Source organism: Erwinia pyri (genome assembly GCF_030758455.1).
Lineage (GTDB): Bacteria > Pseudomonadota > Gammaproteobacteria > Enterobacterales > Enterobacteriaceae > Erwinia > Erwinia pyri.
In genome coordinates this window covers 2,752,095-2,774,396 of sequence record NZ_CP132353.1, presented here as the reverse complement: position 1 = coordinate 2,774,396, position 22,302 = coordinate 2,752,095, and the positions used below count along the sequence as shown (strand labels likewise).

Sequence of the window (22,302 nt, the reverse complement as noted above, 5' to 3'; positions counted from 1 at the left end):
CGGTACCACTTAATCCGCTATCCCACGGTGATATGGGCAGATTATCCCGCGTCTTGCGCTAAACAATAGGGAGAAAAGACGCGGGTTTTGCCACTAGCTTATGCGTTTGTCACCGTCAGGCGAAAATATCAACAGCACTGGAACCGGCTGCACGCGCCTGCAGCGCGGCAGGAACGGCAATTGGGGTTACATCGCTGTCATTTTCCGATGCAAGATTAAATGTGTTGCCACTGTGGTTATTACGTTGCTGCTCCTGCTGACCGCTGAAACTCTGACCCTGCTGGAAAGCATCGCTACTGACGTTACTCTGACCAAGGCTGATGCCGTTTTCCGCCAGTGCAGTACGCAGCTGCGGCAGCGCGGCTTCTAACGCCGCACGAACCTGACTGTGGTTCGACACCATACTCAGCTGCGCCTGGTCATTGTCCAGCTTCAGACTGATCTGAATGCTGCCCAAATCCTGAGGGTGCAAATGCAGTTCCGCAGTTTGCTGACCATTTTTGCTGAACATCAGGATCTGTTGACCTAACGCCTGCTGCCACTCCTGGCTGCCCAACTGAGAGCTGAGCTGCGCGCTTGCCGGTGCCGTCACCAGGGAAGTGGTGGTCGGCGTGACAAGGGAAGAGGCGGCGCTGATAACATTATTGGTTATCGTCGCTGCAGGGGCAGAACTTGAATTTTCTTTGTCGGAACTCTTACCGCTGTGGTTAAGCGCCTGCTGGAACGCGGCGGTTAAGGTTGGCGCTTCCGCCGTCGCTTTTGGCGACTCTTTACCTACTGCGGCAGTCAGGCTCTCTGGTTTAGCGCTCGCTTTATCGCTGTCACCTTCGGCACTATTAGTCGCAGAGAGCAGGGAAGAGAGAGTGGACTGCTTCGCGCCCTTGATCGCTGGATCATCCGTCAGTAATTCACCATTTTTTGCCGTGGCAGCAGGCTGCTGGGCAGCGGGCGGCAGCATGGCAAACAGCGCCTGCAGCGTCTGCATATCGCTGGCATTCAGTGTAGGGGCGGCTGTCTGGTTCTCTTCACCAGAGGTCTCTTCCGTCTTCACTGCTTTATCGTTTTTAACCGGCTGCAGCAGGGCGCTGAGGGTTTCCGGCTTGTCTAAAGCCGCCATCAGCGCACTCAGTTTCGCTTTAGGCGACTGAGCGGCAGCGGCATCGTCGGTCGCCGCAGTCGTGGCCGCCGTAGAAGCCTGCCCCGTTTCGTTTTGTTGCGCCAGCGACAGAAGCTTGTTTCCCAGCAGCGTAAGGAAGCCCTGGTTGCCGCCTTCGCCTTTGGCCGGCAGTTCGCCCGCCGCTGTGGTGGTTTCCATACCCACATCAGCAGAAGCTGATGTCGCTTTGGCGCTGGTGGCGCTAACCCCGGTCCCGTTCGTCGCAAGTGGCAAAGTGATCATTCGCCTTTCCTCAATGATGCCCGTTGGGCAAATTCATCCATCCGTTTCTGATCGAGACGGTTTTCCTGTAATAATTCGTTCGCCACGGCGCGGGCCTGTAGCGTTTCGTAAGCATGCAGCCGCTGCTGTTTCTCCCGCCAGAGTCTAAGTGCGGTATCCAGACGGCCATTCCAGTGGTTGAGCTGCTGACGATGCTGATCGATGGCTCTTTCCAGGGTTTCAATAAACTGGTGATAGTTATGCCAGCGGGTGCTGGCTATGCCGCTGGCCATGGTGTCATTCAGCGTTTTACGGTAGTCGTCCTGATAGTTCAGCAGCATGGCTAACTGCTCGTCGGCCTGCTTCTGGGCGCGCCGGACGTCGCCTAACTGAATGGCCGCCTTATCGAGATCTTTCTGTGCCAGGCCGCACAAGGTTTCTATCGGTGATGCTTGTTTTGCCATACTGCCTCCGCCAGGGTCGGACTACGTCGCTTTGAGAACCGTTAACCAAAGATGGCCTGCAAATGCAGGCAGGCATCGTCAAAGGTGCTGCGTTCAAACATGCCCTGCTGCAGGAAGGCTTCCAGCTCCGGATAGAGTTTGATCGCTTTATCCAGCATTGGATCGCTGCCCGCCGCGTAAGCGCCAACGCTGACCAGATCGCGGTTGCGCTGGTAGCTGGAGAGCAACTGCTTGAACTGACGAACGCGGGCGTAGTGCGTATCGTCTATCAGATGTGCCATCACGCGGCTGATTGAGGCTTCAACATCAATAGCCGGGTAGTGGCCAGACTCCGCCAGACGACGCGAAAGTACGATGTGACCATCGAGGATCGCACGCGCCGAGTCGGCAATCGGATCCTGCTGATCGTCGCCTTCGGTCAGTACGGTATAGAAGGCGGTAATCGAGCCGCCGCCATCAATGCCGTTACCCGCACGCTCAACCAGCGCCGGGAGCTTGGCAAACACGGAAGGTGGATAGCCTTTGGTTGCCGGTGGTTCCCCGATCGCCAGCGCGATCTCACGCTGCGCCATCGCGTAGCGGGTCAGGGAGTCCATAATCAGCAGCACGTGCTGACCACGGTCGCGGAAATCTTCAGCAATACGCGTGGCGTAAGCGGCACCCTGCATACGTAATAGAGGAGAGACATCTGCCGGCGCGGCGATAACTACCGCACGTGCACGCCCTTCGGTACCAAGAATGTTTTCAATAAAGTCTTTTACTTCACGGCCACGCTCACCAATCAGCCCGACCACAATCACGTCCGCTTTGGTGTAGCGTGCCATCATCCCCAGCAGCACGCTTTTACCCACGCCGGAACCGGCAAACAGGCCCATACGTTGTCCGCGTCCTACGGTAAGCAGGGCGTTGATGGCGCGTACGCCGGTATCCAGCACTTCAGTAATTGGCGTGCGCTGTAGGGGGTTGAACGGCGGCGTGATCAGCGGGGCGCGATAGCCGGTCTCTGGTGAGGGCAGACCATCCAGCGGACGACCGCTGCCGTCCAGCACGCGGCCCAGCAGTTCCGGCCCCAGCATCAGCTGTTTGCCGCTGTGCTCGCCGTTGCGGCGGGCATAAACGCGCGCGCCAGGCAGAATGCCTTCGACCTCTTCCAGCGGCATTAAAAAGAGTTTCTGGCCGTTAAAGCCGACCACTTCACTTTCCACTTCCGAAACGGTTTTGCCGTCGGAACGTTCGATCACGCAGGTTGCACCCAGCGGTAACTGCAGGCCGGTGGCTTCAAGCACCAGGCCCGTCGCCCGCGTTAAACGGCCATAACGTCGCACTTCCGGCAGCTGCGATAAACGCTGCTCGAAGGCATCAAGCGAGCCTAACCAGCGTGAAAGACGAGTGGTCATTAAAGTTCTCCAGGTGCGGCAAGACGGCAGAGTTCATGCCAGCGCGTAGCGATGCTGGCATCCAGGTCGCCATCTTCCGCGCTGACTTTGCAGCCGCCTGGATGGATGGTGCTGTCAGCCATCAGGCGCCAGCCGTGCAGGCTTAAGGTTGCGCCTAACGTCTGCTCAACACGCTGCAGATCGTCGGGGTGAACCCGCAGCGTAGGTTTGCCGCTGAACATCGGTTCCTGCTGGATCATGCCCTGAATCTGACGCAGCAGGGCGGTACCGTCCACGTGCGGCGCCTGGCCAATAACCTGACGGGCCGCTTCCAGTGCCAGCTGCATCAGGCGGGCGGCAATCACGCTGTCCAGCGCTTCCAGCGTGTGGTGAAATTCTGAAACCAGCTGCTGCATGCGCGCCTGTAAAGGCGCCTGCTGCTGCTGCGCTTCCGCCAGACCTTGCTGAAAACCGGCGTCATAACCCGCTTTCTGGCCTTCGGCAAAACCTCTCTGCTGCCCTTCGGCATAGCCCAGACCCTGGGCTTCATTGCGCACCTGATGCTGCAACTGTTCAAGTTCGAACTGCTGCTGATTGAACGGATCTTCCGGCTGCTCAGGCTGCACCAACTCTTCGACCAGCGGTTTATTCAGCTGACCAAGATCGTTGGGCTGCCAGCGCTGCCAGGGCAGAGAAGATTTATCAGACATACTGCTCCTCGCCGCCGCCAATCACCATCTCGCCAGATTCTGCCAGGCGACGGACGATAAGCAGGATCGCTTTCTGCTCGCTCTCCACTGCAGACATGCGCATTGGGCCACGGTTTGCCAGATCGTCGCGCAGAATATCGGCCGCACGGGAGGACATGTTCTTGAGGAACTTCTCGCGCAGCGGCTGCTCGGAACCTTTCAGAGCGATCAGCAGGGACTCGGACTCCACTTCCTGCAACAGGCGCTGGATACTGCGGTCGTCCACTTCCACCAGGTTTTCGAACAGGAACATCTCGTCGATGATTTTCTGTGCCAGCTCGCCGTCGAACTCGCGAACCGCTTCGATAACGGCTTCTTCCTGCTGCGTTTTCATCAGGTTGATGATCTCCGCTGCGGTTCTCACGCCGCCCATCTTCGCACGCTTGAGGTTCTGACCATCGAGCAGGCCATTCAGCACTTCGGTCAGCTCTGCCAGCGCGGCCGGCTGGACGCCACCAAAGGTAGCGATACGCAGCATAACGTCGTGGCGCAGACGCTCGTCGAACTGAGCAACAATGTCGGCAGCCTGCGCACGTTTGAGGTGTACAAGGATGGTGGCGATAATCTGCGGGTGTTCGTCGCGGATCAGATCGGCAGCCGCCATCGGCTCCATAAAGTTGAGGGTATCCATTCCGCTGGTGGTTTCGCGTGTTTCCAGAATGTCTTCCAGCAGGGTAGAGGCGCGCTCTTCGCCCAACGCTTTCACCAGCACGGAGCGCAGGTAATCGTTAGAGTTCAGGCTCAGGGCTGCATACTGCTCGGCATCCACCTCAAACTCACGCAGCACTTCGGTGAGTTGCTTATGTGAAACCTGACGCATATTGGAAATTGCCGCACTCAGGTGCTGAACCTCGCGGGTGTCGAGGTGTTTGAACACCTCGGCCGCACGGTCTTCGCCAATCGTCATCATCAGGATGGCGCTTTTTTCTGTACCGGTGAGACTCATAGCTCGTCCTTCATCCACTGGCGAATAACCAGAGCCACCACACGCGGGTCATTTTCTGACATCTCGCGAATACGCTGACTCATAACCTCTGCACCCATGCGGTGCTGCGACTTACGTTCCTGATCCAGTTCGTCTTTCGACAGGCTCACCGAGACCGCATCATCTTCTGACTCTGCTGCCTGCTTAGCGACTGCCGCGGCTTCAACGGCAGCCTTCTCCTGCTCTGCTTTACGCATAAGCTGTGGACGAACCAGCTTGCGGTAGAGGATGAAGGCCACAATCAGCACCAGTAACCAGCGTCCCAGTTCAAACATCTGGTCGATGAAGGACTGCTGCTGCCAGAATGGCAGGTCGCCACTGTTGTCGGCTGCTTCGGTAAACGGTGAGTTAACAACGTTCAGGCTGTCACCGCGTTTGTCCGAATAGCCCATCGCTTCACGGGTCAGGTTTTCAATCTGTTTCAGTTGAGCATCCGTCAGGGCAATCGGTTTGCCGGCTGCGTCTGCTTTATAGTTGACCACGACCGCCACAGAGAGACGCTGTACTTCACCCACATTCATTTTGGTATGCAGGATGGTGCGATCCACTTCGTAGTTGGTGGTGTTGTCATTCCGCGTGCTGGAAGGACCTGACTTGCTGGCCGTGCTGGTGGTGGAACCCTGATTGGCCGCCGCATTGTTAGCCGCATTACCGTTCTGGCCATTCTGATTAGCTGGCGGATTGGTAATCGGTGCGGTATTAGCCGGAGCAGGCTGATTAGAGAGCGCACCCGGTACGCCGCCCTGATTCTGGCCGCCAAGCTGTTCGCTGTCGCTGGTCTGGCGCGAGCGAATGGCCTGGTTTGCCGGATTGCTGTTCGGCTGATATTTCTCGTCAGTTTGTTCACGAGCATTAAAGTCGATCTGCGCGGTAACCTGCGCATGCACGTTGCCGTTACCGACAATCGGGTTCAGGATCGCTTCGATACGCTGCTGGAAACGGTTTTCGACATCGGTGGCGTATTTGAGCTGAGCATCATTCAGATCGCGGCCAGCGTTATCAGACTGGGTCAGCAGGTGGCCCGCCTGGTCAACCACGGTCACGTTACCCGGCGGCAGGCCAGCCACGCTGCTGGAGACCATATGCACGATAGCGCTAATCTGTCCCTGGTCCAGCGCACGGCCAGGCTGCAGATTTAAGGTGACGGAGGCCGTTGGCGATTTCTGCTCACGCACAAACAGCGAAGGTTTTGGCATCGCCAGGTGCACGCGAACATTTTTAACCGGGCCCAGCGTTTCGATGGTCCGGGAGAGTTCACCCTCCAGCGCGCGCTGGTAGTTAACCTGTTCGCTGAACTGACTGATACCGAACTTCTCCTGGTCCAGCAGTTCAAAGCCCACGGCGCCGCCTTTAGGCAGACCCTGCTGAGCAAGACGCAGACGCAGCTCATGCACTTTCGCCGCCGGTACCATTAATGCACCACCCTTATCATCAAACTGATAAGGGATGTTCATTTGGGTAAGCTGCGTAACGATGGCGCCGCCATCTTCATCGCTCAGGTTGTTATAGAGCACACGATATTCTGGCTGTTTAGCCCAGAGCACCATAGCTATAACGATGGCGATAGCCGCCGCCGCCGCAATAATAATGGGGATGCGAGGATTAGCGCGTAAGCGAGCGAAGAGGTCGTTCAGACCTTTCTTCTCTGGTTGATCCTGCGTGACAGTTGCATTCATGACTCTTTCCTGCCTGACAGTTGACCGGACTGTTTCGTGTAGTGTCGTAACAAAACTGACTCCCTGATGCGGCTAGCTATAAATTTTTACTTCTAATGGCTGCCATTATTTTCTTAAACAGGAAATTCGATGGCTGGATAAGCCATGATTTTTGCTCTTATTTAGCGGCTTTGTCTCATTGACATTGTGGTAAGTTTTCTCACAACAAAATTTCTACCGTTAAACTTCCGGGGCAAAAGATGGCAATTCAGGGTATTGAGAGTGTGATGCAACAGCTGCAAACCGCAGCAATTCAGGCCAGCGGCAGAAGCAGTGATGCTTCAAGCCACGCCGATTTTGCCGGTGAGCTGAAGGCCGCGCTGAACAAGATCAGCGATACGCAGAACGAAGCGCGTGCGCAGGCGCAGGACTTTGAACTGGGTAAGCCAGGCATTAACCTGAATGATGTGATGGTCGATCTGCAGAAATCTTCTGTATCAATGCAGATGGGCATCCAGGTGCGTAACAAGCTGGTCAGCGCTTACACCGACATCATGAATATGCAGGTTTAGGTTAGGTAACCTATTGGCAGGAAAAGAAATAGTGACTAGACGGCTTTACTGTGGGACAGTGATGGGACAAAATCGTTGAGCTTTTCGTTTAACAGGTTCATTTGTGCTTCGTCATTTTCGCTCATCCAGGAGCCGTAAACCTGATACACCATTTGCGCATTAGCATGGCCCATCTGACTGGCTATAAAGTTGGGGTTTGCACCTGCGGAAAGTGACCAGCACGCATAGGTGTGCCTGGACTGGTATGGTTTCCTGTATTTGATGCCGGCTTTTTTAATCGCTGCTCTCCATGTCTGAGGAAGAGAGGCCACGGTGTAATAGCTGTCGCTTTTAGAGTTGATGGCATTAATCTTTGGGTTGAAGATAAAAGTCAGCTCTTCATTTTCCGACTTCCCATATTCACGTGAGAGAACGGTGACTTCCTTTGCAGGATGCATTCTGGTCAGCTCCATCTGATCGCGAAGAATATCGACTGCGGCTCTGATTAGATAAACCTTCCGCTCACCGGCGTCGGTTTTTGGTGGGGTAAAATCTCCGAGAACAGTCAGGTTACGCCTGACAGTAATTGAACCAGCCTGCAAATCGACATCCTCCCACGCCAGAGCGCAAAGCTCACCATGTCGAAGGCCAGTGTACACAGCAAGCGACCAGAGATTTCTAATCTGCCTGGACTTGCATGCCTCTGAGAAACGGTGAAACTCCTCACGTGTGAGCGGGTCGGGCTTCGGCTTATCTTTTTTCAGCGGTGACAGAGAGGAAACGACATTCCTGTCTGCGTATCCATTTTCGTGAGCAAATTTAAAAAGAGAATAAAAGTCAGACATGCAGGTATTAACATATGCAACTGACCGGCCGCTGCCCGTCATGTTGCGATTTCTTCCGTAAACATAATCCCCCTTCAAAAGCATAAGGCGCATTTTCTGAATGTCTTCAGTTTTGACGCCCCTTATGAGCTTACTCTCCCCCAAAATTCCCAGACAAGTTGTCAGCCTTGTCCTGTAGCTGGCTAACGTGTTCCGGCTTATCTCCGTTTCCTTTACCGTCAGCCAACGTTCTGCCATTTGCTTAACCGAAAGTTCTTCCCGGGCATCTCCAAACTTAGAAAGGTGAACAGAGGTTGGGAAAGTGCGCTGGTAAACGAACGATCCCGTTTTGATTTCATACACAACATTTGCCCGAATCTCACCCGAGATTTTCCTGTTTTTGGCAGTATCAGGTATCCCAAGCGCCTCCCTGATTCTGACCCCCTGATACTGAAAGTGGATGCGAAGGAACCCTCCATGGTTCTCTACGCCTTTCGGATATATTACTTTTGTCATAGTACTGCTCCTGTGTGAAAGGGCGATCAGGTTAAGCCTTTTTCCTTTCGGCCGCACCAGGCTGTTTTTTTGCCTGACCTGCAATCCACTGGTCTATAGCTTCCCTGTTATACATGGCTTCGCTGTTAGGCTTTGGGTCTCCTTCAGGGGAGAACAGCAGATACTCACGCCCCTGGAGCCACGCTTTCTCTCTGGCTCGTTTAATGGTTCCCGGACGCAGGCCAGTAATCTGCATCAGAACAGACTCAGACACCCATTTGCTTGGCATCAGCTGAATAACGTTTTCCATAGTTGACCTCGTTCAGAGAGTTTTAAATATCGCCCATACGGCGATGACGAATGCGAATGCGGTGAGAAGGCGGGGAAGGGTGATCACGGTTTGAGAAAGAGTATCCAGTGGGTCTTATCGCCTTTTCCGGTGCGCTGCCAAATCGTAGGCTTCTGTTCAGTCAGTGCGATAACCTGGCTGACAGGAACCTGAGTTTCATTCCATTTGAATATCAAAGTGCCTTGTGGCCGCAACACCCTGAAGGCTTCTGAGAAGCCCGCCCCAATGTCATCGCGCCAACCTTCTTTAAGTGATCCATACTTTTTACGCATCCAGCCATTCTCACCGGCACGCTCCAGATGTGGCGGGTCGAACACTACCTGTGAAAAGGTATTGTCCGGAAATGGTAGTGATCGGAAGTCGGCAATTACACCTGGTGAGATATTCAGTAATCGGCCATCACAAAGAATATGCTCCTCTTTTCGAATGTCTGAATAAATGGCTCTGCTGTCCTGCTTATCCAGCCAGAACATTCTCGAACCACAGCACATATCTAAAATTGTTGCTTCACTCATCTCATCTCCTTATCCACCACGCGCACGAAATAAGTCAGCCACCTTTTTGCGGTGAACTTACCAGGAGGTAGGGCGGCTATTTGGTTGGAATATTTTTCTAACATAAGAGTGGTAATGCGGTCGTGCTCTGACTTGGGCTTGCCTTTTATTGCGCTGAGTATTTCAGTCCGACACTTTCGAGCTACGGACCGCAGCGCGTTCTCCTGAGCTGGCAACATAGCGTATCCTTATGCTACACGGCGCTGTTTAGCCGCCCACTGGTGAAGCTCATCATCTTTCCTGCACTCCGGGCAGCAATAACTGGCCCCGGGCTGTGATGGCTCGCCGCAATCGCCGTTGCGGCAAACCGGCGACGGCGGATCCGGCAGCTGGCGATTCTTCAGCGCTAACGTGCGCTCCCACTCTTCACGTTCAAAGGCTTCATCTGCGATATCACACATGGGTAACTCCTGAAATTTTGGCAATAAAAAACCCCGCCGTGGCGAGGTTGAGTGAACATCAGTTAATTCACTTGACTGGGCGAGGGGAAAGAAACTTTCTCTTTATAACCTCACCAAGTTGCTCAGATGAAATATCTGATTCGGAAACAACATTATAAAAATGCCCTTCATGCTCTACCAGTGAAACGGCAAGAATTTCCATTTTCTTCGTTTCAATCTCAGAGCGAGGGCCATGCCTGTGCTGCCTCACTACAGGAGATGGGATTATAGGTAATTCCTTTTTGCCTGGCTCAAGCTGATATATCTCTCCATCATGCCCCGCGCCTATAACAATGTAATCTTCTTTCATGCGACCTCCGATGTAGTAGTTAGTTTGCCAGCCTAAGACTTTCTACCTCCTTACCTCGCCACACTCAAGCCGAACAAATGGCCTGCGCTCAATGATGCGACTCTTTACCTGCTCACAGGCTGCTCTGGTTTCAAATATCCGCTCAGATACTGGTATAGCGACAGGGAAGGTGGAGGTGATTAACAGTTCAAAGCCGGTCAGCATGATTGCTCCCTCTTTTTGCTGCGTAAAAAAGCCGCCTCATTGGGCGGCTTGTAATTTTAAATTTGATTACTCATCGTAACCTGCAACCTGACGCAGCGTCTGCTTAGGAGCATCGCCAGGGCGACGTGGATGGTCTCCGTGATTTTTGCTTCGGATGGATGCAACAACCTGCAGAGTAATACGTAGCGTTTCCACCTTTTCAATCGAAAAAGGACCAAGCTCACCGCTGTCGATCATATTGCTGATATCTTTCAGCATATCCTGCGCGTAACTGAGGTAATCGTCTTCTTCGATGACTCTCTGGTGGAAAACCTCGTCCAGGGCAGTGAGATTTTCTTGCAGCGAATCCACCTGCGAATTGAGACGAGTATTCTCCTCATACAGCTCCTCTAACGCCGCCTGGTTTTGTACCGCCTGATCAGCCATTTCCTTCAGCTGGTTTACGCTATCGATAGCCTGTTGTGCTAATTGAGTTGTGTCAGCCATATTTGATTCCTTTTTTTAAGAAATTACTTAATTGATTTTGATTAACTCATGGCCACTAAAATCATTAATGGTCAGTGGGTTATGTGCTTGTCTCACAGAGATACATTACGCTCTCATGAAGAAAAATAACAGCTAAATACTGGATTTATATACAGTGATTTTGTGTCATAAATTTAGCTTAAGTTGAGCGTCAGCCTTTACCTCTTCGCTCGACAAGGAACAGAATCCGGCAGCGACTCGCCATCTGACGCACTGATTCGTAAGAGCGATCGAGTTTTCGGGCTATGATCTTTGGCGGGATTGTTGCTGCGAATTCTTTCAGTGTGGCTTTATCCTCAGGCGTCCAGCGACGCCCGAGGGTTAACTGATTGCCTCTCCGCTGGTAGTGACCATCGGGCATATCGCCTCCCTGTATCAGGCGTCGGATTCGTCCAGCTCGGATTTTCGAATCTGGTAAACGTCAGTGGCCATGTCCAGCTTCTCTGTATCATTGGCGAGCATCTTGGCGGCGTACTTATAAAACTTATCCAACTCATCAACACCAGAAGCTTTCGAAGCAGCTTCGGTGAAGTCTTTAAGTAGGTCATCAGCGGAGCGAGTTATTGTCTGCGGAGTTTCTGCCTGCGTGCTTTCGGCGGGCTTCTGGTTGATCAGGTTATTCAAATCCTGCCGGGTGCGGGCCGGAGTGACATCGCGCTCGACGCGTTCTTTCTGCTCGAATTCATCCGGGGTGTAAACTCCGAGAATGACGTCAGGGCAGTACATGCGCCCCCAATATTTAACAGCCAGGTAAGCCATCTGCTGCTTGGGTGCTGTTTTCCATAAGGGGGAATTGCGAGTGGTTATGAACTCGAGGTATAGCCACTCGCCCCAGGTGATATCAATTTCACCGCGAAGCACTGCACCAACCCTAATGCATAACCCTTTCTCGTTTGCTGCATTGGCCGCTCCGGGCCTGAAGGCGTCCCAATTGCCGCCATATTCGTATTTGAATCGACCCTGTACGGCTGTAGAACTGGTGATAACCGCATTGACCAGTTGAGCTTCATAGCCCAGCGTTCCGTTAACCAAATGCGTTTTCTGAGCAACGGCGAATGGGTTCATTCCCCACTGAGCAGCCTGAAGTGCCACAGCGAGGCAGTCGGCAGGCTTTCCGGCCAGATGCGCCGGAACGGTGGTTTTACCCTGCGCCATGACCTCAGCGAACGCCTGAAGCTTCTGCAGGCCTGAAGGGCTGAAGATGGCCGCTTTGGTGTCTGCCTCATTAGCCGGGGCGTGGATAATTTCGTTGCTCATACATTGTCCTTTTTCTTCGCCCAAGCCGGGCGGGTGATTTCTTCGATACCGCCCCAGTTATCCGTGGTACGGCATTCGTGATATGTGTTCAGGCTGCTGCGGAAAAGCTCGTAGCCATCTGCGGTGTCATCAGGCTGAATCTGGAAGGTGCGGACCGGGTAACGGCCGCAGTCGATGGTTTCGCTTACACACAGGAAAATGAACATCGGGTATTCACCGAAGTGGCGCAGAAATCCTTCGCGGTACATGGCATCCTGCAAGTGATACCGGAACTCAGCCAGGTGGCGCGGGAAGCGGTCCATATCCGCGACCTTTTTGACGTCAACGATTACCGGCTGGCCTGTCAGGAACTTATCCGGCCTGATGCGGCATAATTCGCTGGTTTCGTCATCCGTCCAGTAAATCGAACCTTCGCAATGTCCTTCTGCTTCAAGCAACCATCTGGCCGCCGGGTGCGCCAGCGCACTTTCCCGCATCAACTTCAACTTCCTGCCTTGTTCTGCATCCATGACGGTCATCCCTGAGTTTTTACAGTCCTTGAGAAAGCGAGCCTCCTCTTCCTTTCCTGCCGTTGTGCGGCGGTTGAATTCCGGTGCTACGATGAACCGCCTGTCGAACTCCAGCGGCTCCAGCAAAAGGCAATGCAGGGCGGTACCCATATCAAGTGCCTTAAGCTTTTCGGTATCCACAGGTGCTTCTTTGCGCCATTTGTAGATTGCCGGGTTGGTCGCAATATCATCCAGTTGCGATTTACTGACACCAGCCCCGGCGTGGTAGTCCTCGTTGCTGATATCGAGGTAGAGGCCCGGCTCCATCAGTGCTCCTCCATAAAGCCAATCTCAATGAGCTGATCGTGTTCTTCGGCTTGCAGGCGAGACAGTCGATCTACGAAATCCGCATATTCGTCTTGAGCCTGAGACCCGCGCAGGAACATACGCAATTCAACCGGAAGGTTCAGCATTGCTGCAAAATCGGTAATGTCTTCTGGGTATTTATTGGCTAAGTCCAGCGCGATGACGTCAACACGGGAAACGCGCTGCGCTTCCTGCTGTTCAGCAGCATCATGTTGGTCTTTGAGGCGATCTTGAGAAACATATGCATTCATGGTCTACCCTCGGCACAGAGAGTTTCCCAAAGCTTCTGCAGCCAGCTTTTACGCGGCGGCGGGGTGAATGAAGCGCTGGTGAGGATGTTTGAATGGTGAAACTGGATTGATTTAAATGCGTCGAAACTGGAGCCACCCACGCGGGTAGCCCCTGCAATAGCTAACTGTTGCATGGGTGATTCCTTTGATTGATTAATAGGTGATGCGGATGGCGTTGACTTCGCCTTTAGCGATAGCGGTTATCGCGATTTTTGCAGCTTCTTCGGTTAAGCCGGCAGCAACAAGGCAAAGCAGGGCGTTGTTGTTTACGGCCTTGCGGTGTTCAATATCAGCAGCTCGAGCGGCGGCTTCATCAGCAATACGCTTCTCTTCAGCCAGGCGGGCAGCTTCTTTCTGCTCAGCTTCACGCTTTATGCGATCGGCTTCTTGACGGGCTTTCAATTGCTCAGCTTCGATGGCCTGCTGCTTTTCCCTTCCAGCTTTCTCACGCGTCTCTCTGGCCTCGCGCTCGGCACGTTCCTGTGCTGCCCTGGCGTCAGCCTCAGCTTTCTCTTTGGCTGCTTTAAGGTCAGCTTCTCGCTTGGCTGCGGCATCACGCTCACGCTGCGCTGTGGCTTCTGCCTCAATGCGGGCCAGTTCCACCGCCTGACGCTTCAGCTCTTCTTCGTGAGCAATGCGCTGGCGCTCGGCTTCTGCTTTCGCTTCAGCCGCGTCCCGGTCGAATTTGTCGTTTAGGAGCAGAGCAATTTCATGATCTGATTCGATCTGCTTCTTCAGCGCTTCTTCGGCGGCCAGCTCTTCAGCTGCGATGCGCTGCTTTTCTTCCTCAGCGGCCTTTTCAGCAGCAATCCTATCCTGCTCAGCTTCCCACTCAGTCAGTGGCTGGCGAGTGGCATCCCGCAGTGCGTCACATGCATCAACGAACCGCTTAATTTCTGCTTCAGCAGGCTTTACCGCTTCCTTAAGGCGCTTCAGATACTCACGGCCCGGCTTTTCAATTGCCGTCTTGCTGCGTGATACCTGGGCTGCCAGTGAAGCTACGCGAGAGCGTCCCTTTGCCGTGGTCAGGTCAGGGACTTCATTCACAGCCTGCTTAATCTGCTCAATGTATTGATCGAGACCGTTCGGCACATAAACCACCGGCGCCTGGTCTGGCTTAATTTCGAGTACTGCGATATCCGTTGTTTCGCTCATATTCCTCTCCTGTGGGCATAAAAAAGGCCTCCGAAGAGGCCAACCGGAACATTAACGGTTACTTCACTTTATCCAACCCACTTCATCTCTAAAGCGCGTTGTGATGCGAGTGCATCGTCGAAGCGACTCTTGAATCGCTTCTGCGGTGTCACTCAAACCACTGCGATGCGAGGTAGGCCGCGCCAGCTATTTTGTGTTCGTGCTTTGGCTCGAAACATATCAAGCATGCTTGGATGTTACGCATCGCCAGGTTCCAATCCACACCATCCTTAGCCTTCGGCCACTCATCCTTATTGAGTCCTCCAAAGAACCATTTGCTAACTAGCTGACTCCATTTGTTGGAGTCTTTCTTAAACTCATCCGGTATTGCTGAATAAGCAGGAAGTATCTTCATTGCTTTGCCGCCAAAGGCAATATCAAGCTGATTTACTTCGATAGGTTGCTGCATCCTCTACCTCCTTACAGTGGCTATTTAACCAATGACTTAGCTTTCTTCAGAGCCATTTGGCGGCTGTGACCTGCGGCCATAAATGCCTTCGCCATTCTTTTCCTTTGCCAGTAACGGTCGTCTTTTCCGCGACTAACTGATTTTGAAAAACGCTCGTTCATTATTTCCCCTCCAGATAATGCTTCCTGACCACCCTCATAAGCTGGTCACGCGTCAATGTCACCCCTTCCCATGAGTACGGCTGATAACCGCAGGGGAGGGCTTTGATTACAGGCGTATGGCGATATCGTGTGCCACAGGCCATTCTGATAACTACACGGCTCTCGCCATTTACCTGAATCATGTTGTGCTCCGGGCATAAAAAAGGCTGCTCTAGGCAGCCTCAGAGGTTGGCAAACCAATCATTTTATTTAGGTCTTCGACCTTTAAGGCAGGAAGCGCAGCGCGTACACTTTCAACGTTTTCTGGTATAAGCTCTTGGCTTTCAGGCCAAACTTCAATCAGCCGCTTAATTGTCTGAACGGAGTTCAAAGCCGCCCACACTGTCTTCTCAATTTCTTCTTTTCGCTTTTCGACTTTCGCCTCTTCAGCGAAAATTACATCGAAATCTTTCGTGATTACATGATCCGCTGCGAAAAGGCAGCAATCTCTCTTCGGTGTTACCAATAATATCTGGAACCCTTTATCATCAAATCCATAGTCGCACCAACCCAATCTGCGACCACCAATAGCCAGATAGATGCTTGAAGATTTCCCGGATGATATGTAAACGTCAGCACCGCTGGACTTCACCTCATCAATCAGCTTTTCAAGCTTTGCATAGCCAGCATCCATGGCTTTGGTTTTCTGCTCTCCGCCAAAGGCAAATACTCTCGCTGCACGAGCAACTTCATGACGACGCTTTTGCAGGGTGGCAATTTCTGCTGTTACACCTGATTTGGCTAAGGCGTTTTTGGCTATTTGCTCGCGAATGGCGTTTGTTAATCGAACTGATGACATGTGATTACCTCGCTGGATAAATGCTCTTAGTTGGTTTCCGATAGCCTGCGGCATAGATAGCCACCTCAGGCAGGCACATTGATGTGCTTTCACACTTACTTCTCACACCCGGTGCGCTTACTGCCTTGAGTACGCGGTCAGAGCAGCCAGACAGCGTTGCTTCAATCTTCCTGCCCAGCTTGTTCTCTGCTGCACACTTTGCTCTGTAAGCAGCTGCACGGCGTTCACGTGAATTCATGGCTGTCTCCTGTGATGATTTTGGTGAAGGATGGCCGGTGCTGATCTCCGGCATAAGGCGCGTTTTAGGCGGCGTCGAGCTTGCTTATTCGCTTGAGCCATCCTCGTGAGTCAGCCACGTCCCACTGCGCATCAGCCTGCGCATTCGTCCTTCCCAAAATCATCTCTGGTTTGGTACGCCTGTATCGGCGTCGGTCATGTTGTTAAAGAGCCAGGCTCAACTCCCTGCCTGTTACTGCTTCAGCGTCCTGCTGTGAGAACTAATTTAAGACAACTTAAATTAATCGTCAAGCATGAATTAAAGAAAACTTAAATTATTATGCGCAAGTTGCTCTGTATAAGCGTAGTGATAAGCTGATCTGGTCATAATTTGAGCGGGGTGGGGTATGTATTCGAAGGAATCAGACGAGCTTTACGATGAAATGTGCCGGGTGGTAGGCGTCATGGTATTCACGCTACATGATTTCGGCGTGGAGTCTAAGCAGATGGTGATAGCCGATGCGTTGAGAACCGCGCTGGCGCATAAGGGGGAGGGCAGGAGTGAATTGCTGGTTAAGGCGATGGAAGCGTCGATATGCGTGCTGGACCGATAGGCGAAAAAAAGCCCGCTCGAAAGCAGGCTTCTCTCCACCTGCTGGATAGTAGGAGTATCCAGCATGTTCATAAATTTGGTGTCGGCGCAAAAAGGCCTGCGTTACACAGGCATAAATTCGTTCAAGGAAATTGGGGAATCCAATTTCAGCATTGTGCTGAGCGCTCAGCATACAGGCAACTGTCTATTTAGAAAGCAGATTTATGCAGCAAATGCTGGTTTAAGCACGAAGTGTATGCCTGACGAAAAAAAACCGGCTAGCAAAGCCGGTTGAATAAAAACTATTCTAATCTCGTACTACATACGGTAACCATCCCATGTGTAGTTTAGGAATTTTACCATGGTGATTTGACCAGTACTGTAAGGAAAGAGTAATGCGATCAGCTTCGCATTAATCTCTGGTTGATTGGGGTTTGTGTGGAAGATGAGACTGGTGTCTACAGGGTGAACTGGCAGGTTATGGCACAAAAAACCCGGCGCGGTGGCCGGGTTGTTTATCATTAATGCAGGTGTATTCTTTTGGATTTGTGAGAACTAATGATACTAAACAGATTAGCAATCCCTGCGGGTGTAGGCAGTGATGACAATCTGTTAAAAATAAGCCCTACAGGAATCGCAATGGCAAAACATACACCAATGAAAGCCATAGAAAGTATGGATAAAATTGGATTTTTGCTAATTGCCATTTTCAAGCACTGATCAAATCCAGCATCGTAAAGCTTCTGATTAGACTTAACTTTAGGCTTTGAGTCAATTTTCCCTTTAGTTACAATCATATAAGCCAAAAGGAAAGGAGTTATAAGCGCAAAGAAAGGTAAGCTATACCAGCGCCTTGAAATCTTATAGTTGAGAAGCATCGAATCTTTGTCGGCATCAGTTACTGAGCGATCGGCAAAATATTTTTCAAGAATATCTGCTGCGATAGCTTGATACTTCAGAGCCCTTCTGCGGCAAAGAACCCAGTAAGATACAACGGCTAGAGCAAGGGCCAGGGCCATTATTAGATTAATAATCATTTTTTCTTCCCCCTTTTCTTGGCTTTTCGGTGATTACTGTAAACCGCCTGATCTATAGACCTCTCTTTCTTAAAGATAGTTCCAAGAGTATAGATCGCATACAAAATAATGATGGGTATCATCATTATCAAGGCAATTGCTACGACAGGGCACTTATCATACAGGAATTCCCACCAAAGCCTTAGCTCTTTAATGCCTTCAGGCATACCGGTCAGATCTATGTCACCACTGAACAACGAGAAATTCATTTGCAATTCCTATCGCAAACCGCTGGAGTGCCTTAAATTATTATTTTTTAAGCATTATTATTTTATCGGCTAAAGATGGAAAAACTTTAGTTTGCAAACTTTGCCCGAATGTCTCTTCCGGCCGCTGGGCTTAACGCCTGTGGTTTTTCCTGCTGATACGATGCTCAATCATAGTTCCGATGACATTTAGCCGGCCGGACTCTGATCGCAATGTTGGGAAATCATCGTTCAGTGGCACCAGTTCATATATGTCATTGCCATGCTGGTCAGATCCCGTTGGACGGTACTTTTTGAATACCGTCTCGTTCTTCAGCTCATCTCTGGCCACAACGAAATCACCAGGCACGGGGAAAACTTCAGGATCAACGATTATCCGGTCGCCCGGGGTGAATTTTGGCAGCATTGACTCACCTTCAATCACCAGAGCAAAAGCCGATTTTGAGCAGTCATCATCCATTAGCAAGTAGCTGGTGCTACCGTCATAGCCTGTGATTTCCTGGCTTTCCGTCCACATCCCCGCCTGCACATAACTAAGCACTGGAATCCTTTTTGTACCCATATCAGATGGAGACACGTTAGAAGCTGATTCTTCCCCGGTGGATAAGAAATTAGCGCTTACCCCCAGCGCATTTGCCAGAGCTAGAAGGTTTTCGCCTCTGGGCGCTGTTTCATCTTTCTCCCATTGAGAGATAGACACGTGAGAAACCCCTACCTTTGCAGATAGATCCTTCTGCGTAAGACGCAGCTCCTTCCTTCGCGCACGTATGCGCTCGCCAACCGATGTGATTTTCATAATTAAGTTATCTTAAATCGTGTTGACTTAAGTTTCCTTTAGTTAGATAATTTAAGAGTTCTTTAATTTCGGAGCGAGTCCATGAAAAAGAAACATGTAATCGACCACTTCGGAACCCAGCGAGCAGTGGCACGTGCATTAGGCATTAGTGACGCAGCAGTATCTCAGTGGAAGGAAATTATCCCTGAGAAAGACGCCTACCGATTGGAAATCGTCACAGCTGGCGCCCTGAAGTACCAGGAAGCTTCATACCGAGTAGCAGCATAAGCACCACCGCTCTTTACACAACTTAACCGCACCGATGCAGGTGCACAAAAACAGTGGCAACCCCACGGGTTGCTTACGTAATTAACTAACCAACATGGAAATTATAAGAAATGGAACAGGCAAACCCACGCAAATCAGCAAGTATTGCGTTTATCGGACGTCACCTCTTGGCGTCTGCACATCAGGCTCTGGCCAGTACGCGCCAGTCAGTAGTTGCAAAGCTGCTTGTAGTGGCTGATTCAACCATCCTTCGCCGTACCGAAAAATATCCCGAAATTATGGAAACTCTCGCCGCCTGCGGTGTAGAGGATTTTGTGATGCGCGGAGAACGGAAGATGCCGCTGGAACACTACCGGCACTTAATCTGGATACAGCTGGAGTATTCCCGGCTACAGCTGGAAATGACAAAAGAAAAAGCCGAGATGAGCGGTAACTCTTTCTCGGCTTAGTGCGAATAACTGGATCAATTCACAGGAGTAATTATGTCATCACTTTCGCAGTTGTACAAATACAAAGACCAGAACGGCACCGAAACCACGGTACGTAAAACGTTTCTGGTTCCACTCTCTGAAATTTACGTGGAGCCCGGTTACAACGTTCGTGATATCGACCAGGCGCACGTTGAAGAATTTCGAGATGCCTTCATTGCCGGTGAGTTTGTCCCGCCTCTGGCTGTGCAGGTTACAGAGCAGGGCGTCAAGGTTATCGACGGGCATCACCGCTATTACGGCGCAAGGCTGGCCACTGAATCGGGCACCGAAATTCCTCGCCTGGAGTGCAAAGACTTTGTTGGCACCGAAGCCGATCGCATTGCGTTCATGGTCACCAGTTCTCAGGGCAAGGCGCTTGCACCATTGGAGCGTGCAGCAGCATATCAGCGCCTGAGCAACCAGGGCTGGGAAGTCGCTGAGATAGCGAAGAAGGTAAAACGCAGTATTGCTGATGTGGATCACCACCTACAGCTGCTGGAATGCGGCGACAGCCTGATTGAAATGGTTAAGGCTGGCGAGGTGGCACCAACAACAGCGGTTGCTCTTTCCCGTCAGCATGGTACTCACGCCGCCGCGGTCGCTGAGATACAGCTTGAGAAGGCCAAAGCATCAGGAAAATCCAAGTTGACCAAATCAGCAGCAATGCCTCAGTTCAGCGCTCATAAGGCACGTCGACTGGCTGAGCTGCTGGTTGATGCTGAGTTTGATGTGGATGGCGGCTTTCACCAGTTGATCCTATCGCACGGCACCGTTGATGAAATTAAACGCATCCTCGCTGAATACCGCTCTGGTATTGGCGACAACACAGGCCGGGAGAAATCATGAACCTTGCCTATTCAAACGTAACACCATTACGGCCTGACAAGGCCGCTGACAGACCGGAGGCAACCGGTAAGGGGTTTGCCTTGCTGCACAGAAAAATAATGGAACTGCCTTTCTACAGGACGGATTCTGATGCTGTTCATCTGTGGATTCACTTCATCCTTTCTGCCAACCATGCACCCGGCCCGGTATCGACTGAGTTCGGGGAATTGCTGTGCAGGAGAGGGGAGTTTATTACCGGGCGTCACACCCTGGCGCAGGAAACAGGTATTGACCCTAACCGGATAAAATACCTGCTGCTGAAGTTCGAAAAACTGGGGATGATCAGCAAGGAATCGAACAAGAAATTTTCGAAGATTCTGGTCACAAAATACGATGATTATCAGCAAAAAGTTGTGCCAACAGATTGCCATCAAAGTGCCAACGCAAACCCGCATACAGCAAGGGCTGGCGGGGAGGTTGTGCCAACAGATTGCCATCAAAGTGCCACAAACAATATAACATCTAATACTAACGTATTAGATTCTAGTCAGAGAATTTTCCCTCCTGCTGTCCAGCAAGATAAAACTCAACGACCTGAAGCAGCCATTCAGTCACCGAAGGGTGATAAGTGGGGGACTGCTGACGATCTCAAAGCGGCTGAGTGGATGTTCGATGTCGTGAAATTAATCGAGCCTTCAGCAAGAAAGCCCGCCTTCGCAGGATGGGCAAACGACATCAGGCTGATGCGTGAGAAAGACGGGCGAGACCATCGCGACATGTGCAGCCTGTTCCGCTGGGCCAGTCAGGACAGTTTCTGGTGTGGCAATGTTCTGTGCCCAGCAAAGCTTCGTGAGAAGTGGTCGCAGCTGGCGATTAAGCGCGACAAGGCTAAATCCGGTACCGGCGGCAAACAGACGCTGGACTTCAGCAATACAGACTGGGCAGAGGGGTTACAGCTATGAGAAACCTTGTTACCGCCATACAGAACCGTGATGGTAAATCATTGCAGCAGATGTACCAGGCTGAGAAGCCAAAGCAGCATGTGCCAGAGCAGGCCATCCAGATATTCAACGAGCTGTTCCGCCAGCTGAAAGCGGCATTTCCGGCGCTGATGGCAAATATTAAAACTCAGGACGAGCTTAACGAGCTGCGCAGGCAGTGGGTCCTGGCATTTGCCGAGAACGGGATTACCAGTATCGACCAGGTTAACGCCGGGATGAAAATTGCCCGTCAGCAGGAAACACCGTTTCTGCCATCCCCAGGCCAGTTTGTCGCCTGGTGCCGTCAGGGTGACGCTGTCCGCCACGGTCTGCCGGATGCTGATGAGCTTCACGATATGGTGATGGACTACAGTGCACGTCGCGGCTTCTTCGCCAGCCCGGAGGCGTTTCCATGGTCGAGTAATGCGGCTTACTGGATGGTCACCAAGCTGTACTCCGAAATGCGATCACAAAATCTCACTACGCCTGAGCTGCGAAAGCACTGCCTCAAAGAGTTGAAATCGATGTCGCGGCGTATTGAATCCGGAGAGTCCATTCCTGCGCCAGTGGTGCAGATACCCAAACTGCACATACCAGTGAGTAACGAAAAGGGCCTGGACAAAATCGCGGAAATTCGCAGGAAGCTTGGAATTCGCAGGAGCAGCACATGAGTAACGTAACGCAGCTGATAATTGAACCGCCACTGCTGAAGGTTGCCCGAAACCAGACGCTGGCAATCGTCAACCTCAGCAACAAGCAGAACCTGACGCTTGCGCAGGCTCAGGAAACTATCCACGCAATGGGAATGCTGGCGCGAGAGGCACACGATTACATTGTTGATGCAGAATTTGAGCAGCAGGACAAGACGCAGGGGAGAGGGTGATATGAGTACATTTTCACAGCTTACCTCTTACAAACTGAACCGTGAGACCGGGGAGGCGGAGCATGTGTATTTCGTTCAGCATTCATCCAGAACGGTTCGCTATGAAAAACACTGAAGAGCTGTGTTCAG

Annotated in this window: 32 protein-coding genes; 8 read left to right on the top strand and 24 right to left on the bottom strand. The window is 51.9% G+C overall.

The genetic code is table 11. The features are described 5' to 3' along the window. Window positions 1-115 precede the first annotated feature (115 nt). Genes Q3V30_RS13025 through fliF form a run of 6 tightly spaced genes read right to left on the bottom strand, consistent with a single transcriptional unit; the run spans window position 116 to window position 6,628 of the window. Complete coding sequence (locus tag Q3V30_RS13025; protein ID WP_306206288.1) at window positions 116-1,399, bottom strand: flagellar hook-length control protein FliK; 1,284 nt, start codon at window positions 1,397-1,399, stop codon at window positions 116-118. Beyond that, entirely contained in the window at window positions 1,396-1,842 is a 447-nt protein-coding gene (gene fliJ / locus Q3V30_RS13020) for a flagellar export protein FliJ (RefSeq protein WP_306206286.1), read from the bottom strand. The genes Q3V30_RS13025 and fliJ overlap by 4 nt, the downstream gene beginning before the upstream one ends. Before the next feature lie 41 nt (window positions 1,843-1,883). Then, complete coding sequence (gene fliI / locus Q3V30_RS13015; protein WP_306206284.1) at window positions 1,884-3,239, bottom strand: flagellar protein export ATPase FliI; 1,356 nt, start codon at window positions 3,237-3,239, stop codon at window positions 1,884-1,886. Then, the gene (gene fliH, locus Q3V30_RS13010; RefSeq protein ID WP_306206282.1) at window positions 3,239-3,928 is read right to left on the bottom strand and encodes a flagellar assembly protein FliH; all 690 of its coding nucleotides are present in this window, start codon (window positions 3,926-3,928) and stop codon (window positions 3,239-3,241) included. Before fliH ends, fliI begins: the two co-directional genes overlap by 1 nt. Continuing rightward, a complete protein-coding gene (gene fliG, locus Q3V30_RS13005) occupies window positions 3,921-4,913 on the bottom strand; it encodes a flagellar motor switch protein FliG (protein ID WP_306206280.1) in 993 nt (330 codons plus the stop codon). Before fliG ends, fliH begins: the two co-directional genes overlap by 8 nt. Then, window positions 4,910-6,628, bottom strand: a complete 1,719-nt coding sequence (gene fliF, locus Q3V30_RS13000; RefSeq protein WP_306206278.1) for a flagellar basal-body MS-ring/collar protein FliF — start codon at window positions 6,626-6,628, stop codon at window positions 4,910-4,912. Before fliF ends, fliG begins: the two co-directional genes overlap by 4 nt. Before the next feature lie 239 nt (window positions 6,629-6,867). Between fliF and fliE the strand changes: the two genes are divergently transcribed. Then, a complete protein-coding gene (fliE, locus tag Q3V30_RS12995) occupies window positions 6,868-7,179 on the top strand; it encodes a flagellar hook-basal body complex protein FliE (protein WP_306206276.1) in 312 nt (103 codons plus the stop codon). A 35-nt stretch (window positions 7,180-7,214) separates the two neighbouring features. On the opposite strand, the gene Q3V30_RS12990 is transcribed toward fliE, so the two are convergent. From Q3V30_RS12990 to Q3V30_RS22825, 15 genes are all read right to left on the bottom strand, one after another. After that, complete coding sequence (locus Q3V30_RS12990; RefSeq protein ID WP_306206274.1) at window positions 7,215-8,498, bottom strand: tyrosine-type recombinase/integrase; 1,284 nt, start codon at window positions 8,496-8,498, stop codon at window positions 7,215-7,217. A gap of 31 nt (window positions 8,499-8,529) precedes the next feature. After that, window positions 8,530-8,787, bottom strand: coding sequence for an excisionase family protein (gene xisR, locus Q3V30_RS12985; RefSeq protein ID WP_306206273.1), 258 nt, complete (start codon window positions 8,785-8,787; stop codon window positions 8,530-8,532). 83 nt (window positions 8,788-8,870) lie between these two features. Beyond that, on the bottom strand, window positions 8,871-9,341 hold the full coding sequence (locus tag Q3V30_RS12980; RefSeq protein WP_306206271.1) for a class I SAM-dependent methyltransferase: 471 nt from the start codon (window positions 9,339-9,341) through the stop codon (window positions 8,871-8,873). 227 nt (window positions 9,342-9,568) lie between these two features. Continuing rightward, window positions 9,569-9,781: a hypothetical protein gene (locus Q3V30_RS12975; RefSeq protein WP_306206269.1), complete on the bottom strand. Its 213-nt coding sequence runs from the start codon at window positions 9,779-9,781 to the stop codon at window positions 9,569-9,571. 67 nt (window positions 9,782-9,848) lie between these two features. After that, window positions 9,849-10,130 (bottom strand): hypothetical protein, encoded by a 282-nt coding sequence (locus Q3V30_RS12970; RefSeq protein ID WP_306206267.1) that lies wholly within the window; start codon window positions 10,128-10,130, stop codon window positions 9,849-9,851. Between the two features lie 270 nt (window positions 10,131-10,400). Then, window positions 10,401-10,820, bottom strand: a complete 420-nt coding sequence (locus Q3V30_RS12965) for a hypothetical protein (RefSeq protein ID WP_306206265.1) — start codon at window positions 10,818-10,820, stop codon at window positions 10,401-10,403. Between the two features lie 414 nt (window positions 10,821-11,234). Further along, window positions 11,235-12,116: a RecT family recombinase gene (locus tag Q3V30_RS12960; RefSeq protein WP_306206263.1), complete on the bottom strand. Its 882-nt coding sequence runs from the start codon at window positions 12,114-12,116 to the stop codon at window positions 11,235-11,237. After that, window positions 12,113-12,931 (bottom strand): PD-(D/E)XK nuclease-like domain-containing protein, encoded by an 819-nt coding sequence (locus tag Q3V30_RS12955; RefSeq protein WP_306206260.1) that lies wholly within the window; start codon window positions 12,929-12,931, stop codon window positions 12,113-12,115. Before Q3V30_RS12955 ends, Q3V30_RS12960 begins: the two co-directional genes overlap by 4 nt. Next, window positions 12,931-13,221: a hypothetical protein gene (locus Q3V30_RS12950; protein ID WP_306206259.1), complete on the bottom strand. Its 291-nt coding sequence runs from the start codon at window positions 13,219-13,221 to the stop codon at window positions 12,931-12,933. The genes Q3V30_RS12955 and Q3V30_RS12950 overlap by 1 nt, the downstream gene beginning before the upstream one ends. Beyond that, the gene (locus Q3V30_RS12945) at window positions 13,218-13,394 is read right to left on the bottom strand and encodes a hypothetical protein (protein WP_306206258.1); all 177 of its coding nucleotides are present in this window, start codon (window positions 13,392-13,394) and stop codon (window positions 13,218-13,220) included. Before Q3V30_RS12945 ends, Q3V30_RS12950 begins: the two co-directional genes overlap by 4 nt. A 19-nt stretch (window positions 13,395-13,413) precedes the next feature. Continuing rightward, window positions 13,414-14,415 (bottom strand): hypothetical protein, encoded by a 1,002-nt coding sequence (locus Q3V30_RS12940; RefSeq protein ID WP_306206257.1) that lies wholly within the window; start codon window positions 14,413-14,415, stop codon window positions 13,414-13,416. Window positions 14,416-14,563: 148 nt separating this feature from the next. Further along, entirely contained in the window at window positions 14,564-14,863 is a 300-nt protein-coding gene (locus Q3V30_RS12935) for a hypothetical protein (protein WP_306206255.1), read from the bottom strand. A 20-nt stretch (window positions 14,864-14,883) separates the two neighbouring features. Next, entirely contained in the window at window positions 14,884-15,024 is a 141-nt protein-coding gene (locus tag Q3V30_RS12930) for a hypothetical protein (protein WP_306206254.1), read from the bottom strand. A 211-nt stretch (window positions 15,025-15,235) separates the two neighbouring features. Then, window positions 15,236-15,916, bottom strand: coding sequence for an Nmad5 family putative nucleotide modification protein (locus Q3V30_RS12925; protein WP_306206252.1), 681 nt, complete (start codon window positions 15,914-15,916; stop codon window positions 15,236-15,238). Further along, window positions 15,867-16,100 (bottom strand): transcriptional antitermination N peptide, encoded by a 234-nt coding sequence (locus tag Q3V30_RS22825; RefSeq protein ID WP_487320590.1) that lies wholly within the window; start codon window positions 16,098-16,100, stop codon window positions 15,867-15,869. Before Q3V30_RS22825 ends, Q3V30_RS12925 begins: the two co-directional genes overlap by 50 nt. A 385-nt stretch (window positions 16,101-16,485) precedes the next feature. Between Q3V30_RS22825 and Q3V30_RS12920 the strand changes: the two genes are divergently transcribed. Next, on the top strand, window positions 16,486-16,692 hold the full coding sequence (locus Q3V30_RS12920; RefSeq protein WP_306206250.1) for a DUF2767 family protein: 207 nt from the start codon (window positions 16,486-16,488) through the stop codon (window positions 16,690-16,692). Between the two features lie 499 nt (window positions 16,693-17,191). Here the strand turns inward: Q3V30_RS12920 and Q3V30_RS12915 are convergent, their stop codons facing one another. The 3 genes from Q3V30_RS12915 to Q3V30_RS12905 all read right to left on the bottom strand — a co-directional run bounded on the left by Q3V30_RS12915 (window position 17,192) and on the right by Q3V30_RS12905 (window position 18,748). After that, window positions 17,192-17,707 carry a hypothetical protein gene (locus Q3V30_RS12915; protein ID WP_306206248.1) on the bottom strand — a complete coding sequence of 172 codons (516 nt, stop codon included), beginning with the start codon at window positions 17,705-17,707 and terminating at the stop codon, window positions 17,192-17,194. Beyond that, window positions 17,704-17,955, bottom strand: coding sequence for a hypothetical protein (locus tag Q3V30_RS12910; protein ID WP_306206246.1), 252 nt, complete (start codon window positions 17,953-17,955; stop codon window positions 17,704-17,706). The genes Q3V30_RS12915 and Q3V30_RS12910 overlap by 4 nt, the downstream gene beginning before the upstream one ends. A gap of 130 nt (window positions 17,956-18,085) precedes the next feature. Further along, window positions 18,086-18,748, bottom strand: coding sequence for a LexA family protein (locus Q3V30_RS12905; RefSeq protein ID WP_306206244.1), 663 nt, complete (start codon window positions 18,746-18,748; stop codon window positions 18,086-18,088). An 81-nt stretch (window positions 18,749-18,829) separates the two neighbouring features. Between Q3V30_RS12905 and Q3V30_RS12900 the strand changes: the two genes are divergently transcribed. The 6 genes from Q3V30_RS12900 to Q3V30_RS12875 all read left to right on the top strand — a co-directional run bounded on the left by Q3V30_RS12900 (window position 18,830) and on the right by Q3V30_RS12875 (window position 22,173). After that, complete coding sequence (locus Q3V30_RS12900; RefSeq protein ID WP_306206242.1) at window positions 18,830-19,015, top strand: Cro/CI family transcriptional regulator; 186 nt, start codon at window positions 18,830-18,832, stop codon at window positions 19,013-19,015. A gap of 110 nt (window positions 19,016-19,125) precedes the next feature. Continuing rightward, a complete protein-coding gene (locus Q3V30_RS12895; protein WP_306206240.1) occupies window positions 19,126-19,464 on the top strand; it encodes a hypothetical protein in 339 nt (112 codons plus the stop codon). 33 nt (window positions 19,465-19,497) lie between these two features. Beyond that, entirely contained in the window at window positions 19,498-20,331 is an 834-nt protein-coding gene (locus Q3V30_RS12890; RefSeq protein ID WP_306206238.1) for a ParB/RepB/Spo0J family partition protein, read from the top strand. Then, window positions 20,328-21,272: a Replication protein O gene (locus Q3V30_RS12885; protein ID WP_306206237.1), complete on the top strand. Its 945-nt coding sequence runs from the start codon at window positions 20,328-20,330 to the stop codon at window positions 21,270-21,272. Before Q3V30_RS12890 ends, Q3V30_RS12885 begins: the two co-directional genes overlap by 4 nt. Beyond that, window positions 21,269-21,961: a replication protein P gene (locus Q3V30_RS12880; RefSeq protein WP_306206235.1), complete on the top strand. Its 693-nt coding sequence runs from the start codon at window positions 21,269-21,271 to the stop codon at window positions 21,959-21,961. The genes Q3V30_RS12885 and Q3V30_RS12880 overlap by 4 nt, the downstream gene beginning before the upstream one ends. Beyond that, entirely contained in the window at window positions 21,958-22,173 is a 216-nt protein-coding gene (locus Q3V30_RS12875; RefSeq protein WP_306206233.1) for a hypothetical protein, read from the top strand. Before Q3V30_RS12880 ends, Q3V30_RS12875 begins: the two co-directional genes overlap by 4 nt. Window positions 22,174-22,302: the final 129 nt, after the last annotated feature.

Bases quoted from the DNA above. Each gene is read 5' to 3' on its own strand.
- Q3V30_RS13025 (WP_306206288.1), bottom strand. From the start codon at position 1,399: ATGATCACTTTGCCACTTGCGACGAACGGGACCGGGGTTAGCGCCACC.
- fliJ (WP_306206286.1), bottom strand. From the start codon at position 1,842: ATGGCAAAACAAGCATCACCGATAGAAACCTTGTGCGGCCTGGCACAG.
- fliI (WP_306206284.1), bottom strand. From the start codon at position 3,239: ATGACCACTCGTCTTTCACGCTGGTTAGGCTCGCTTGATGCCTTCGAG.
- fliH (WP_306206282.1), bottom strand. From the start codon at position 3,928: ATGTCTGATAAATCTTCTCTGCCCTGGCAGCGCTGGCAGCCCAACGAT.
- fliG (WP_306206280.1), bottom strand. From the start codon at position 4,913: ATGAGTCTCACCGGTACAGAAAAAAGCGCCATCCTGATGATGACGATT.
- fliF (WP_306206278.1), bottom strand. From the start codon at position 6,628: ATGAATGCAACTGTCACGCAGGATCAACCAGAGAAGAAAGGTCTGAAC.
- fliE (WP_306206276.1), top strand. From the start codon at position 6,868: ATGGCAATTCAGGGTATTGAGAGTGTGATGCAACAGCTGCAAACCGCA.
- Q3V30_RS12990 (WP_306206274.1), bottom strand. From the start codon at position 8,498: ATGACAAAAGTAATATATCCGAAAGGCGTAGAGAACCATGGAGGGTTC.
- xisR (WP_306206273.1), bottom strand. From the start codon at position 8,787: ATGGAAAACGTTATTCAGCTGATGCCAAGCAAATGGGTGTCTGAGTCT.
- Q3V30_RS12980 (WP_306206271.1), bottom strand. From the start codon at position 9,341: ATGAGTGAAGCAACAATTTTAGATATGTGCTGTGGTTCGAGAATGTTC.
- Q3V30_RS12975 (WP_306206269.1), bottom strand. From the start codon at position 9,781: ATGTGTGATATCGCAGATGAAGCCTTTGAACGTGAAGAGTGGGAGCGC.
- Q3V30_RS12970 (WP_306206267.1), bottom strand. From the start codon at position 10,130: ATGAAAGAAGATTACATTGTTATAGGCGCGGGGCATGATGGAGAGATA.
- Q3V30_RS12965 (WP_306206265.1), bottom strand. From the start codon at position 10,820: ATGGCTGACACAACTCAATTAGCACAACAGGCTATCGATAGCGTAAAC.
- Q3V30_RS12960 (WP_306206263.1), bottom strand. From the start codon at position 12,116: ATGAGCAACGAAATTATCCACGCCCCGGCTAATGAGGCAGACACCAAA.
- Q3V30_RS12955 (WP_306206260.1), bottom strand. From the start codon at position 12,931: ATGGAGCCGGGCCTCTACCTCGATATCAGCAACGAGGACTACCACGCC.
- Q3V30_RS12950 (WP_306206259.1), bottom strand. From the start codon at position 13,221: ATGAATGCATATGTTTCTCAAGATCGCCTCAAAGACCAACATGATGCT.
- Q3V30_RS12945 (WP_306206258.1), bottom strand. From the start codon at position 13,394: ATGCAACAGTTAGCTATTGCAGGGGCTACCCGCGTGGGTGGCTCCAGT.
- Q3V30_RS12940 (WP_306206257.1), bottom strand. From the start codon at position 14,415: ATGAGCGAAACAACGGATATCGCAGTACTCGAAATTAAGCCAGACCAG.
- Q3V30_RS12935 (WP_306206255.1), bottom strand. From the start codon at position 14,863: ATGCAGCAACCTATCGAAGTAAATCAGCTTGATATTGCCTTTGGCGGC.
- Q3V30_RS12930 (WP_306206254.1), bottom strand. From the start codon at position 15,024: ATGAACGAGCGTTTTTCAAAATCAGTTAGTCGCGGAAAAGACGACCGT.
- Q3V30_RS12925 (WP_306206252.1), bottom strand. From the start codon at position 15,916: ATGCCGCAGGCTATCGGAAACCAACTAAGAGCATTTATCCAGCGAGGT.
- Q3V30_RS22825 (WP_487320590.1), bottom strand. From the start codon at position 16,100: ATGAATTCACGTGAACGCCGTGCAGCTGCTTACAGAGCAAAGTGTGCA.
- Q3V30_RS12920 (WP_306206250.1), top strand. From the start codon at position 16,486: ATGTATTCGAAGGAATCAGACGAGCTTTACGATGAAATGTGCCGGGTG.
- Q3V30_RS12915 (WP_306206248.1), bottom strand. From the start codon at position 17,707: ATGATTATTAATCTAATAATGGCCCTGGCCCTTGCTCTAGCCGTTGTA.
- Q3V30_RS12910 (WP_306206246.1), bottom strand. From the start codon at position 17,955: ATGAATTTCTCGTTGTTCAGTGGTGACATAGATCTGACCGGTATGCCT.
- Q3V30_RS12905 (WP_306206244.1), bottom strand. From the start codon at position 18,748: ATGAAAATCACATCGGTTGGCGAGCGCATACGTGCGCGAAGGAAGGAG.
- Q3V30_RS12900 (WP_306206242.1), top strand. From the start codon at position 18,830: ATGAAAAAGAAACATGTAATCGACCACTTCGGAACCCAGCGAGCAGTG.
- Q3V30_RS12895 (WP_306206240.1), top strand. From the start codon at position 19,126: ATGGAACAGGCAAACCCACGCAAATCAGCAAGTATTGCGTTTATCGGA.
- Q3V30_RS12890 (WP_306206238.1), top strand. From the start codon at position 19,498: ATGTCATCACTTTCGCAGTTGTACAAATACAAAGACCAGAACGGCACC.
- Q3V30_RS12885 (WP_306206237.1), top strand. From the start codon at position 20,328: ATGAACCTTGCCTATTCAAACGTAACACCATTACGGCCTGACAAGGCC.
- Q3V30_RS12880 (WP_306206235.1), top strand. From the start codon at position 21,269: ATGAGAAACCTTGTTACCGCCATACAGAACCGTGATGGTAAATCATTG.
- Q3V30_RS12875 (WP_306206233.1), top strand. From the start codon at position 21,958: ATGAGTAACGTAACGCAGCTGATAATTGAACCGCCACTGCTGAAGGTT.